Genomic DNA, 13,037 nt, shown 5'->3' with positions numbered 1-13,037 from the left:
CATAAAAAGGTTCCAGTTTTCCACAAAAAAGTCGTCTAATTTTTTATTCTCACAAACCATTGCCAAACGACTGCCCCATATGATAAGTTGTTGAGCAAGCAACCTCATATGAACGGGAGCTTGGAGAAGCCAGGCTGAGAGGGTGGGAACTCAACACCGACCGTTAAACCTGATCTGGGTAATGCCAGCGTAGGAAACATCGAAAAGGATCCTTTCTATTTGATGAACAAAGGAGCCGTACGCTGCCGTACGGCTTTTTTTGTTGCCTTATCCATCCCCCTACGAAGTTGGTACTCTCCCTGTTCACCGGGTTGCCACCCCTATCCGAGGAGGAGTTTCATGCAACCGATTCATCAGCATTTCCCTAACAGCCGTAAAGTATATCAAGCCGGATCCCGGGAGGATATCCGGGTACCCATGCGGGAGATTCGCCTCTCACCCACCCAGGGCCGCTTCGGCGAAGAAGAAAATCCGCCGCTGCGCGTCTATGACAGCAGCGGCCCACACACCGATCCGGACGTTCGCATCGATGTACGCCATGGATTAGAACCCCTGCGCAGCCGATGGATTCTGGAAAGGGAAGACGTGGAAGAAACGGAGGGACGGCCGGTACAACCCGTAGACAACGGCCGCCGGGAGGAGGATTCATCCATTCCCGCCTATCCGGGATTGCGCCGTCGCCCTCTTCAATCCCGTCCCGGACGCAACGTAACCCAGCTCCATTACGCACGGCAGGGGATCATCACGCCGGAGATGGAATTTGTCGCCCTCCGCGAAGGCGTTTCTCCCGAATTTGTCCGCAGCGAAATCGCAGCCGGAAGAGCCATCCTACCCGCCAACATCAACCATCCCGAAAGCGAACCGATGGTGATCGGAAAGAACTTTCACGTGAAAATCAACGCCAACATCGGCAACTCCGCCGTCACTTCCTCCATTGAGGAAGAAGTGGAAAAAATGATCTGGGCGACGCGCTGGGGTGCGGACACGATTATGGACTTGTCCACGGGAAAAGACATCCACACCACCCGGGAATGGGTCATCCGAAACAGCCCCGTTCCCGTCGGCACGGTGCCTCTGTATCAAGCATTGGAAAAAGTAAAGGGAGAACCGGAAAAACTGACCTGGGAGATCTATCGCGACACCTTGATCGAACAAGCGGAACAGGGAGTCGATTACTTCACGATCCATGCCGGCGTGCGCCTGCACCACATTCCTTTGACCGCGGAACGGCTGACGGGAATCGTTTCCCGCGGCGGATCGATCATGGCGGCCTGGTGCTTGGCCCACCACCAGGAAAGCTTTTTATATACCCATTTTGAAGAGATCTGTGAAATCATGCGCACCTACGACATCTCTTTTTCCCTTGGGGACGGTTTACGCCCCGGCTCGATCGCCGATGCCAATGACGAAGCTCAATTTGCGGAATTGGAAACCCTGGGGGAATTGACAGAAATCGCATGGAAACACGATGTCCAGGTGATGGTGGAAGGCCCTGGTCACGTCCCGATGCACCAGATTAAAGAGAATGTCGATATCCAGCAAAAAGTTTGCCGCGAAGCGCCCTTCTACACCTTGGGACCGCTTACGACGGACATCGCACCGGGATACGATCACATTACTTCAGCCATCGGGGCCGCTTTAATCGGCTGGCATGGAACCGCCATGCTCTGTTATGTCACTCCCAAGGAGCACTTGGGACTGCCCAACCGGGATGATGTAAAAGAAGGCGTGATCACCTACAAGATCGCCGCCCACGCCGCCGATCTGGCCAAAGGACACCCGCAAGCGAAACAGTGGGACGACGCTCTTTCCAAAGCGCGCTTTGAATTCCGGTGGGAGGACCAGTTCAACCTGTCCCTCGATCCCATCCGCGCCCGCGAATATCATGATGAGACCCTTCCTGCCGAACCGGCCAAAACCGCCCATTTCTGTTCCATGTGCGGGCCCAAGTTTTGCAGTATGAAAATCACCCAGGACATCCGGGAATATGCAGCCGAAAAGGGTATGGACACCCGCGAAGCACTGGAAAGCGGCCTAAAGGAAAAAGCCGAAGAATTCCGGGAGAGCGGCGCCAAGATCTACCGATAAACGAACAACCTAACAAAGGCAGAGCCCGGGCGGGTTCTGCCTTTGTTTCGTTTCCGCCGGACCATCGGTGGCAGAAAGGGCTTTCACCTTTTAGTATAATGAAAGGGAGAGAGAGATTATATCAGGGAGGGAAACCCATGTCGCTGTCCACCACCCTACAGGTTCGCTTCAACGAATGCGACGGACTGGGCCATGTGAACAATGCCGTCTACTACACGTATATGGAGACGGCCCGGATTGAGTTGTTCCGAATGTTGGACCCGAAAATGGATTTACACGATTGGAAACTGATCGTCGCTTCCACCAGCTGCGAATACAAAGCACAGGCATCCTTTGCCCAGTGGCTCACCATCACAACCGAGACCGAACGGATCGGCACGAAAAGCTTCACCCTTCGCCATCGCATCCTGGATCGGGATTCCGGCCACTTGATTGCTGATGGACGGGCTGTTATGGTCCACTTTGACTATCCATCACAGAAAAGCGTACCCCTTACTGAAGAGATGGTACGAATATTGGAATCAATCGCGATGGATGACGGAGATGAATAATCCATATCAAAAGACGTCGGCGGGCTGCCGACGTCTTTGTGTTTACGTATCATTTTAAAACGATCCTGCAATCCAATCCATCCGTCAGATTTCTTTATAATAAGCGATCGTATCATCATCATCGCCATTGGGTGACTTCGCGTAACGGGGGATCCTACCTGCTTCGATATATCCAATTCGGTTTGACCACTCCCTATGCATAAAGGCGTGGGGAGTGTCAAACTCAGATCAGCAGCTGGAAAAGGGTCGGATCCTTGTTGATTTCAATGTAGCGGAAGCCCTTCCGGTTCATCCGATCAATCAGCGGCTGGTAATCCGCCTTGTTTTTCAACTCGATGCCAAGAAGGACGGGGCCCTGTTCCTTGCTGTTCTGCTTGGTATATTCAAAACGGGTGATGTCATCATCCGGTCCCAGCACTTCATTGATAAATTCCCGCAGCGCACCGGCCCGTTGCGGAAATTGAATGGTGAAGTAATGCTTCAACCCTTCGTGAATCAGCGAGCGCTCCTTGATCTCCTGCATGCGATCGATATCGTTGTTGCCACCGGATAAGATGCAAACCACGTTTTTGCCCCGAATTTGATCCCGGAAATGTTCCAAGACCGCAATGGAAAGCGCCCCTGCCGGCTCGGCGACAATGGCGTTCTCATTATATAGTTCCAAGATCGTGCTGCACACTTTTCCTTCCGGCACGAGAACGAATTCATCCACCATCCGCTTGCAGATTTCGTAATTAATTTCCCCTACTCGGCGGACAGCGGTACCATCGACAAATTTGTCGATGGATTCAAGGGTGACAATCCGACCCTCTTGGATGGAGTGATGCATGGAGGGAGCTCCTGTCGCCTCCACTCCGATGACGCGGGTCCGGGGACTTAATGCCTTGACATAGGAGGCGATTCCTGCCGCCAGCCCTCCACCCCCCACCCCCACGAACAGGTAATCCAAGGGTTCATGCATGTCGTTCAGGATCTCCAATCCGACGGTTCCTTGACCAGCAATCGTTTTTGGATCTTCAAACGGATGGATAAACGCCATCCCGTGCTCTTCACTGTAGATCAAAGCCTGGGCCAGGGAGTCGTCAAATGTGTCCCCTGTCAGGATTACCTCGATAAAATCGCCGCCGAAGTGCTTCACCTGCTTTACCTTCTGGCTTGGTGTGGTGTTGGGCATAAATACATACCCCGGAATCCGGAGCGCCTGACAGGAGTATGCGATCCCCTGTGCGTGATTGCCGGCGCTGGCGCAGACGACGCCCTTTTTCAGTTTTTCCTCCGGCAGATGACGAATCACATTGTACGCCCCCCGGATTTTAAAAGAACGTACGACTTGCAGATCTTCCCGTTTGAGATAAAGGTGACAGTCGTACCGTTGAGAGAGAACGGGATTCTTCTGAAGCGGTGTGTGGGTGACCACCTCTTTGAGGATATGGTTGGCTTTGATCACCTCTTCCACGGAAACTTCCTTCAGCACTTTCTCTTCTTTTAATCCGGTCTTTGTCGCTTCTCTCAATGTGATATGCCTCCGTTAGCTTTTCCGATCATCATACATCCTCAACGGGAATTGGTAAACCGTTTTGGAGAAAAAAGTTCACTTTGTTGATCTTTTTACCTGGCAAAAGGGTCTGTATAGAGGCTCGCCATTTTTTCAACAGGTGGATTCCCTTACCAAGTTTGTCTTCCAAACCATGCCCGGTATTAGACATGGTTGTCCTCCATCCATGAAAAAACCCTCACCGGATACCACGACCCGGTGAAGGTTTTTTTGTTATCCCACATCCAACACCCGGAACTGGGCGGTGACGAGATTGTAATATTCGCCGTGCCGGTCCATAAGCTGCTCATGGTTCCCCTGTTCCTTGATGCGGCCGTTTTCCAGAACGACAATGTGATCCGCATCGCGGATGGTGGACAGCCGATGTGCAATCAAGATGGCGGTCCGGCCGGCTAACAGCGTCTTTAGTGCTTCCTGAATTTTTATTTCTGTTTCCGTGTCGATGCTGGCCGTCGCTTCATCCAGGATGATAATGCGCGGATCCGCCAGCAAGGTGCGGGCAAAGCTTAACAGCTGCCGTTCCCCGGTAGACAGGATGTTGCCCCGCTCCTCCACCTCGGTCTTATACCCTTGGGGCAGGCGTTGGATAAAGGGATCAGCCCCCACCGCCCGGGCGGCGGCTTTCACTTCCTCATCGGAAGCATCCGGGCGTCCAAACCGGATGTTTTCCATGATCGTCCCCGAAAAGATAAACGTCTCTTGCAACACGATGCTCACCTGAGAACGAATATCGTCCAACTTCAAATCGCGCAAGTCTTGCCCGTCGATGCGGACACTTCCCCCTGTCGGATCATAGAAGCGACAGATCAGGTTGACGATGGAGGTCTTGCCGGAACCGGTGTGACCCACCAACGCTATTTTTTGTCCCGGGTGGATAGTCAGATTGATCCCGTTTAATGCCTGACGCTTGCTGTCATAGGAGAACACAACCCCATCCAGCTCCACCCGGCCCTTGATCTCACCAAGGGGCTTCGCGTCGGCCTTCTCCGGTACAGACGGTTTTTCGTCCAGGAATTCAAAGATCCGTTCCGTGGAGGCCATCGCCATCAAAAGCTGGTTATACACTTGGCCCAAACGGGAGATCGGCTCCCAGAAGTTGCCGATGTAGATCGCAAACCCCACCAGTGCCCCGACGGTGATGGCGTCGGCACGAACCAGGTATGAGCCGTAAACGATCAGGATGACCGTCCCAATCGCTCCCGTCAGCTCCACAAAAGGACGGAAGACCGCGCTTTTTTTGGTGGCATCGTTCCAAGCGTCGAAATTATCGCGATTGAGCCGGGTGAAAAAGCGCATGTTTTCTTCTTCCTGGGTGAAGGACTGGGTGATGCGCATCCCCTGGATGCTTTCATTCAGGTGGGAGTTGATGATCGATTGCTTCATGCGCACCTGTTGCCAGGATCGGCGAATCATTCGCCGCAGCTTAATGGAAATCAGAAACATCAGCGGCAGCACCACCAGGATCGCTGCCGTCAAGCTGGGACTGAGAATGGTCAACATAACGATGATTCCCGCCAGCAGGAGAATATCCATGATCACGTTGACAATCCCGTTGGTCAACAATTCCTGGAGCGAATTGATGTCATTGGTGATCCGCACCAGGATGGAACCCGCCGACCGTTGATCGAAAAAACGGTGGGAAAGACGTTGAATATGTTGAAATAAGTGTTGGCGCAGATCGTATATGACGGACTGGCCCAACTGTTGCATCCAGCGGATCCGGAGCGTGTTGGCGATCCAGTTGAGAATATACATGGCTGCGATCACACAGACGAAAATGGTCAGCAGTTGACCATCCTTTTCCACCAAGGCGTAATCGATCGCCAAGCTGATCATGAGGGGAGCAAACAGGCGGGCCGCCGTAGAGACCAGCATCGCCAGAATGGCCAATGGAAGCAGACGTTTGGTATACGGCAGGATATAGCCAAACAGGCGGGCCATCAGCGACCAGTTGAAGGTTTTTTCGATGACCATTTCGTTGGAGTACTGGAACCGTTCACGGCGCAGCTCAGGTTGTGTCACGGGTCTCGCCTCCTTATGATGAGTGGACCGCTTGCCGGTCTTTAAATTGGATATCGAAGATGCGGCGGTAAATCCCGTTGTTCGCCAGCAGCATATCGTGGGTGCCGCGCTCCACCACCTGTCCTTGATCCAATACCAGGATCTCATCCGCCTGTTTGACGGAAGAGATCCGGTGAGCGATGATGAACGTGGTTCGCCCCTTCATCACTTCCCGGAAAGCGGCTTGGATTTTGTGTTCCGTCTCCATATCGACCGCGCTGGTGGCATCGTCCAAGATTAGGATACTGGGGTCGATCACTAATGCTCGGGCAATGGCCAGCCGCTGTTTTTGCCCGCCGGAAAGTCCCATCCCCCGCTCTCCCAGCATGGTATCGTATTGTTCAGGGAAATCCATGATGAAATCATGAGCCTGGGCGCGCCGGGCCGCCTGCTGGATTGTTTCCATGCTGACCGTTGGCTTTCCGTAGGCGATATTGTCCCGGATCGTGGACGAAAACAGGAATGACTCCTGGAACACCACTCCGATGTTTTTCCGCAGTGATTTTAGGTCGTATTCCTTGATCGGCCGTCCGTCGATCAAAAGTTCACCTGACGTGGCTTCGTAAAAACGGGAGATCAACTGGGTCAAAGAGGTTTTTCCCGCTCCCGTTGAGCCGATCAAACCGATTACTTTGCCCGGAGGAGCATCCAGATCGACTCCTTTTAGAGCCCATTCCTCCGTCCCCGGATAGCGATGGGATACGTTACGGAACGTGACGTGTCCATGAAGACGGTCTTTCACCACCGCACCTTCCTCGTTTTTGATCTCTTCCGGTTCATCCAACACCTCCAACAACCGCTCACCAGCCGCTTTGGACTGGGAGAAGGTGTTGATGATAAATCCCAGGTACATCAACGGACCGATGATATACCAGACCAAGCTGAAAAAGGCGACAAGCTCTCCGAGAAGAAGTTCCCCTTCAATCACCATCCAACCGCCGTAAGCCAACAGGGTGACGACACAGATGCTGCCGATCCATTCCATCAGCGGCATATAGGTACCCCAGATGTTCCCGGTATGGATGTTGGTCTGTTTATATTGTTGGTTGCGCCGATGAAACTGGCCGATCTCAAAGTCTTCCCGGGACATGGCCTTCACTGTGTTCATCCCGCTGATGTTCTCCTGCACTTTGGTCGTCAATTCGGCGAAGGAGCGGCGGATACTTTTAAAGGCGGGATGAACCTTTTGATCGAAACGATACACCACCACCGTCAGAAAAGGCATCGCAAGCAGCGTAACCACAGCCAAGGACGGGCTCAGCCACAACATGATCCCCAATCCAAACGAGACCATCAACACAAAGTTGATAAACTGGGCAAATCCAAAGGAGAGAAAAAAGCGAAAGGCTTCCACATCCGCCGTCAGACGGGACATCAGATCGCCGGTCTTGGCATTGTCATAAAAACGGAACGGAAGCACCTCCAACTTTTGGTACAGGGCATTCCGCAATTCATAAACCGAACGGATCCCGAACAGATCCCCATAGTACTGGTGAAAAAAAGAAGCCACCGCTTTCAGCCCCATCAAGAGCAAAAAGCCGATGGCGATCCAGGGTACCCAATCGTACCTTCCCGCTCCGATCACGTCGTCAATGGTGATTTTCAACACCAATGGATAGACGACCGTGACCCCGGTCACCATCAACAGTGTCAAGATTGATATGAGAAAGTATCCTTTGTAGGGCCAAAAAAAGGCCTTCAATCGCTTGAAGGTGTTCAAATGGGTCCACTCCTTTATCTGCCCGCATGTTCCAGCGCTTTTGAATGTTGGTCCGACTTTGTCCATCAACGCTTGTCAACTCACGATCCAATCATCAGCGGTGACGCCTCCCGTTCTTTTTCGCATTCCTTTCTATTCGATAAACGAATAGTATTTCCTTCTGAATTCGTTCAAAATTCCCTGTGGAAAAATAAAACCATGTTTCTACTGTTTTGCCTATCGGAATTTTTTATAATCGAATACTTCTTTCAAGAATATGTAAGCATCGAGTCGACATGACCCCTCTCCGTTTTTTTCACAGTAATCGATTGGTTGAGGATTAAATCCGGTTGTGAAATGGGAACAGATTGAAAGAACACGTGAAGGAGGATTTTCATGCGTATTTTAGTGATTGGGGCAAACGGCCAAATCGGCCAACAAGTGGTGAAACGGCTGGCCTCCGCCGGACACGAGGTGCGGGCCATGATCCGGGATCCTGAACATGCCGCCCGGATGGAAGAGCTGGGGGGTCATCCCGTCATCGCCGACCTGGAAAAGGACTTCTCTCATGCGGTCCAAGGAGTGGGAGCGATTTATTTTACCGCCGGATCCGGTGCCCACACGGGACCGGACAAAACCCTGTCCGTCGACCGGGACGGCGCGATCCGCTCGATCGAAGAAGCGGAACAACGGGGTGTGGAACGTTATATTATGCTGAGTTCCCTTCGGTCCCAGCGTCCGGAGGAGGGGCCGGAGAAAATCCGGCACTATCTCGAGGCTAAAAAAGCGGCGGATGAGCGCTTAATGAAGACTGACTTAAATTACACCATCGTCCGCCCCGGCCGTCTCTCCAACGAAGAGGGAACGGGGCAGGTGGCATTGGCCCGAAATCTTCCCTTCTACCCGGATCCGATTCCCCGCGCCGATGTGGCCCAGGTGCTGGCCATGGTGCTGGAACAACCCGCCACCTACCGGACCGGTTTTGACCTGCTGCCGGGGGAGACGCCGATCCCGGAAGCGGTGCGGTCCCTGTAACAGAAAAATCCCTCCGTTATTCGGGGGGATTTTTGATTTCCTTCTGATAAATCCGTAGCGCGCTCCCGGGTCGGTATGGCCCTTCGTTTCGTTACAAAAAGCGCATAGCGAGACCGGGAGCGAAGCGACCGAGGCGAGACTTGTGCAGAGGAGCAAGGCGAAACAAAAAAACGACCCTTCCTTATTTAAATGGAATGACCAGACAAGTCCCTAGTAAAAGCCCTCTTGAATTAGAGGGCTTTTATGGACTCATACGGTACCAAATCGTACATCGATAAATGGGGATACTTTAATTTTCCTGTTTTTCTTTTCTTTGTTGATAGAAACGATAAAAATGGAGCAGAATCAGATATGGAAAGACAAACTGAGCCACACCACTTCCCTCGTAAAAGAGATCATGAGGCGCATGATAAATACTTGGCGGAAACATGGCAGATGTCACCGATTCAGGTACTCCAATCAAATAAACAATGTTTTTGACAACATGATTGTAACCACCTTCAAAAAGTCCGATCCAAGCAACGGAAACCACAAAAGTAACGACGAAAAAGATGGAAAGCAATATTTTTGCAAATAAGGTATTTGGCCATTTACGGAGAACAATAAGTGTCACAAGAGTATAAATAATCACAACGACACTCACTTGAACGACATGAAGCCTCCAAGGTGATTGGTAGATGATGGACGCATAGTAATGATGAACGGCTGTAAGAATCATCAACAAAACGGAATACAGAGCCACTCGGTTCACATGTTTCGACGATGTCTTCATTTTCCTATCCCCTTTTGTTTAGTAACTAAACTAAATCGGCAAAAAAATTGAACCCGGTCATTCGGCTGAAACACATTTAGTTTACATTCTAAACCTTCTAGAGTCAAGTCAAAAATAGTGGACAAGCGATTTTTAAATGGACTTGTGCTATTCCCTTATAAATGAGGGTAAGGTTACTGATAAACCCGGCAAACCAAGGGTCGTGTTTTTTCTGCGATAAGGAAAAGTCGATTGTCGCTCGTTTTTCGCCGATGGTCCTAGTTACGAGAACGAGAGACGGTCGATGTGGCCGGTGGAGCGTTTTTTCAGCACAAGTCACGACTTGTTCGCTTCGTTCCCGGATCCGCATTGCGCTTTTTACCCACTGGCCCGTCTCCGGTACGATTCCGGATCCGCATTGGTCTGATACTTGGAAGCGCTTTTTCGCTCTTTTTCCGAAACGGTCGTCTCCACCCGACTTCGATCCGTCATACCCTGTATCGCATCCAGCAGGGTGGATACCACATGTCCGTCCTCCGCTAAACCTTGCGGAACGTAAGAGGCCAATGTGGCCACGGTGTCGATGTAGACCGGTTTGGTCCCCTCAGCCAATTCATACCAGGCGTTCAGGGCGGATACGGTCTGTTCACGGTCAATCGTGGTCAACAAGGTAGCATGAGCGAGAATATACCCCGGCCGCTTCGATGCCAATCCCGCCGGTCCCCCTTTCCACACTTGGGAAGTGCCGACGATTTTCTTCCCTTGGACCACCACATTAAATCGACCGTCGCAGAATGAACCCGGCACTTCGCCGAAATAAGGCTGCAACCGGTAAGCCTTTCGCATCATCTGAGCAAGGGGCAGTCCCAGCGCCCGGTAAATATCGTCGATGGTCCACTCCACCCGGCGGGGGCGGGGAAGGAACAGGGACAGGTTTAAGGTTCCCGGCCCGTGGGGAACCGCCGTCCCCCCGCTCTGGCGTACATAGACCGGCCAGTCCACCTGCTTCATCATTCCCGCCGCGTCCACCGCCCGTTGTGTACGCAAATCTTTCTTGGCTACCACCAGCGCCCGGGGGCCCCGCCAAATCCGCAGGGTGGGCGGTACTTCTTCCCTCGCCACCGCTTCTCCCACCGCCTCTTCCAATGCATAAGAAAGCGGGGAAGGATCGTCCAACCGTTCCGCTAATACCCGCCATTCCCCATATTGTTTGTAAATCGCTTTCGCCACGGTGAAGTCTTCGTTCATCTTTTGTCCCGTCCTTTCCAGTCAAACCTTGTTCATTATACTGCAAGGGACGAAAGACTTCACCCTGCTCCCCACTCATCAAATAAAACCATTTACTCTTTACTTTTTCGAAAGTGTTAATTGCCACGAAACACCGTATTGATCCTGAACCCAACCAAACTTTTCACTGAACGGATAGGTCCCTAACGGCATCAATGCGATCCCATCCTGCGATAACGCTTCAAAGACCCTGTCGATTTCTTCCTCCGTCTTACAAGTTACATATAACGAAATGGATGGGGTAAAGGTAAAATCATGTTTGACACTGCTGTCGATACACATAAACTCCTGTCCGCACAGTGAAAAAACAGCATGTTTCACCGATCCCTCCGCACCCTCTTCATTCGCTCCATAGCGGGTGAGGCTTAATATGGCAGAATCGTTGAATAACGAGGTGTAGAAATTCATCGCCTCCTCCGCCTTGCCCTCAAACATCAAAAAAGTGGTGACTTTTTGGCTGGGGTGTTCCACTCGGTTTCTCACCCTTTCTGATTGAATTCCTTGGCATACTTCTCCCGCCATTCAGCCATGTTGTCCGGCCAAACGGCGGGCTTTCCGTCCACTACCATGTCCAAGACTTCCAGGCACCCATGCCAACCGGCAGCGGTACGGGCCGCCATTGACCGATCATCAAAGGTGTGTGTAAAGCGAAGCAGACAACCATCTCCTTTGGATCGAAGCTCGAAGCGGAGCCAATCATCGACTTCCCTGAAAGCGAAGATGTTAGGTGGATCCAACTCGGTGATAATCCCCTCGTATATCGAACCCTCACCGTCGTCCAAGTGGAACTTGCCGCCAACCCGAAGATCCATCTCGCCGGTGGAAAAGGGGTACCATTGGTTGAAGCAGTCAGGATCCGTGATGCCATGCCAAACCTTCTCCACCGGGCGGGAGAAAAACCGCTCAAACGTCAAGGCGTAACGACCATTGATTTCATGCAATGTTCCTTTCATTGCTCAGACCTCCTCTGATACCCTTCACTGCTTTATTTCGTTCACCTGCACGCATGGATGTTACCGGTTTTCAGCGTATCCGTGCTCGTTCCAGAAACGCTCGTAAAAGCGAATCCACTCATGGGCATCGGCCAGGGATTGGGGATTGAGACGGCAGATATGCCTGCGGCCCCGAACGCTTCGCAGGAGAAGCCCCGCCCGCTCTAAGACCTTGATGTGCTTGGAGGCAGCGGCCAGCGACATTTGAAACGGTGCCGCCAGTTCGGTCACCGTCCGTTCCCCGAGGGCAAGTCGGCGAACCATCTCCCTACGGGTCGGATCAGCAAGGGCGTGAAAGACGTTGTCGAGATGTTCATTATTTTGTTCAACCATATGGTTAAGTATAGTGGAATGTAAGTCGATTATCAGCCATTTAGTTAAACGAACGCCCTATGTTACCGGAACATTAAAGGTCCATTACAAATCACCGGAAACGGTTCCAAGCCGATTTTGATCCGTTATAATGAAAGCAATCATTCAACGGGGGTGTGTTCCATGAACCAAGTCATCGGCCTTATCAATGCAACGGTCCTGAGCATTCCATGCTGGCTGGCGATTGTTTACACCCTGCGGATCTTTTTGTAAAACACGGCTCCTTCGATCGGAAAGGGAAAGCCGGGTGAACCCTTGCGATCCACCAAGCGGATGTAAAAGGAAATCGCCCCACCCGGACGGCGTGCAGGTTCGACTCCTGCCATCCGTATCCACGTAAAAATGACCCCTGAGTCCTACCGGATTCCGGGGTCATTTTTACGTCCTATCTGTTTCCATTCCTCCAACACCCGTTCCAACAGCAGGGATTCATCCCGGTAACGTTGAATGCTGCGCCCCATCCGGTCCCCCTCTAGTATCTTTCGCCTACATTCCCGATAACGGCGTTCCATGCAAGTGTAAGCCGCCTGATACTCTTCCCAGGAAAGGTTCAGCATCACTTTCATCGAACGGTTCCTCCCCGGCTGGTCTTGTACCCAGTGTATGATAAAAGGCCCGTCCCTTTTCCGCTTAACCGCAAACAATC

Annotated in this window: 13 protein-coding genes, 1 tRNA gene and 1 riboswitch; of the genes, 4 read left to right on the top strand and 10 right to left on the bottom strand. The window is 52.0% G+C overall.

Annotated features, from left to right (window positions below; genetic code table 11):
- Window positions 1-102: 102 nt before the first annotated feature.
- Window positions 103-213, top strand: a riboswitch (TPP riboswitch).
- 126 nt (window positions 214-339) lie between these two features.
- Window positions 340-2,088 carry a phosphomethylpyrimidine synthase ThiC gene (gene thiC, locus JOE21_RS09745; protein WP_309865347.1) on the top strand — a complete coding sequence of 583 codons (1,749 nt, stop codon included), beginning with the start codon at window positions 340-342 and terminating at the stop codon, window positions 2,086-2,088.
- Window positions 2,089-2,225: 137 nt separating this feature from the next.
- Window positions 2,226-2,639 (top strand): acyl-CoA thioesterase, encoded by a 414-nt coding sequence (locus tag JOE21_RS09740; RefSeq protein ID WP_309865344.1) that lies wholly within the window; start codon window positions 2,226-2,228, stop codon window positions 2,637-2,639.
- Between the two features lie 223 nt (window positions 2,640-2,862).
- Here JOE21_RS09740 and ilvA read toward each other — a convergent pair whose 3' ends face one another.
- From ilvA to JOE21_RS09720, 4 genes are all read right to left on the bottom strand, one after another.
- Complete coding sequence (gene ilvA, locus JOE21_RS09735) at window positions 2,863-4,152, bottom strand: threonine ammonia-lyase IlvA (protein ID WP_309865342.1); 1,290 nt, start codon at window positions 4,150-4,152, stop codon at window positions 2,863-2,865.
- Between the two features lie 31 nt (window positions 4,153-4,183).
- Window positions 4,184-4,345: a hypothetical protein gene (locus JOE21_RS09730; RefSeq protein ID WP_309865339.1), complete on the bottom strand. Its 162-nt coding sequence runs from the start codon at window positions 4,343-4,345 to the stop codon at window positions 4,184-4,186.
- 62 nt (window positions 4,346-4,407) lie between these two features.
- On the bottom strand, window positions 4,408-6,168 hold the full coding sequence (locus JOE21_RS09725) for an ABC transporter ATP-binding protein (RefSeq protein WP_309866064.1): 1,761 nt from the start codon (window positions 6,166-6,168) through the stop codon (window positions 4,408-4,410).
- 61 nt (window positions 6,169-6,229) lie between these two features.
- On the bottom strand, window positions 6,230-7,975 hold the full coding sequence (locus JOE21_RS09720; RefSeq protein ID WP_309865336.1) for an ABC transporter ATP-binding protein: 1,746 nt from the start codon (window positions 7,973-7,975) through the stop codon (window positions 6,230-6,232).
- Between the two features lie 375 nt (window positions 7,976-8,350).
- Here JOE21_RS09720 and JOE21_RS09715 point away from each other — a divergent pair, with 375 nt between their 5' ends.
- Window positions 8,351-8,989: an SDR family oxidoreductase gene (locus JOE21_RS09715; protein ID WP_309865333.1), complete on the top strand. Its 639-nt coding sequence runs from the start codon at window positions 8,351-8,353 to the stop codon at window positions 8,987-8,989.
- A gap of 289 nt (window positions 8,990-9,278) precedes the next feature.
- On the opposite strand, the gene JOE21_RS09710 is transcribed toward JOE21_RS09715, so the two are convergent.
- The 5 genes from JOE21_RS09710 to JOE21_RS09690 form a co-directional block, all read right to left on the bottom strand.
- Window positions 9,279-9,761 (bottom strand): hypothetical protein, encoded by a 483-nt coding sequence (locus tag JOE21_RS09710; protein WP_309865331.1) that lies wholly within the window; start codon window positions 9,759-9,761, stop codon window positions 9,279-9,281.
- A gap of 357 nt (window positions 9,762-10,118) precedes the next feature.
- A complete protein-coding gene (locus tag JOE21_RS09705) occupies window positions 10,119-10,988 on the bottom strand; it encodes a lipoate--protein ligase family protein (RefSeq protein ID WP_309865329.1) in 870 nt (289 codons plus the stop codon).
- Window positions 10,989-11,087: 99 nt separating this feature from the next.
- On the bottom strand, window positions 11,088-11,498 hold the full coding sequence (locus JOE21_RS09700) for a VOC family protein (RefSeq protein WP_309865326.1): 411 nt from the start codon (window positions 11,496-11,498) through the stop codon (window positions 11,088-11,090).
- A gap of 8 nt (window positions 11,499-11,506) precedes the next feature.
- Entirely contained in the window at window positions 11,507-11,980 is a 474-nt protein-coding gene (locus tag JOE21_RS09695; RefSeq protein WP_309865323.1) for an SRPBCC family protein, read from the bottom strand.
- 60 nt (window positions 11,981-12,040) lie between these two features.
- Window positions 12,041-12,352, bottom strand: a complete 312-nt coding sequence (locus JOE21_RS09690) for an ArsR/SmtB family transcription factor (protein WP_309865320.1) — start codon at window positions 12,350-12,352, stop codon at window positions 12,041-12,043.
- Between the two features lie 308 nt (window positions 12,353-12,660).
- Between JOE21_RS09690 and JOE21_RS09685 the strand changes: the two genes are divergently transcribed.
- Window positions 12,661-12,722, top strand: a tRNA-OTHER gene (locus JOE21_RS09685).
- 25 nt (window positions 12,723-12,747) lie between these two features.
- Here JOE21_RS09685 and JOE21_RS09680 read toward each other — a convergent pair.
- Window positions 12,748-12,957, bottom strand: coding sequence for a hypothetical protein (locus JOE21_RS09680; RefSeq protein WP_309865318.1), 210 nt, complete (start codon window positions 12,955-12,957; stop codon window positions 12,748-12,750).
- Between the last annotated feature and the right edge of the window lie 80 nt (window positions 12,958-13,037).

Source organism: Desmospora profundinema, assembly GCF_031454155.1.
GTDB lineage: Bacteria > Bacillota > Bacilli > Thermoactinomycetales > DSM-45169 > Desmospora > Desmospora profundinema.
This window is presented reverse-complemented; position numbering and strand designations above follow the sequence as displayed.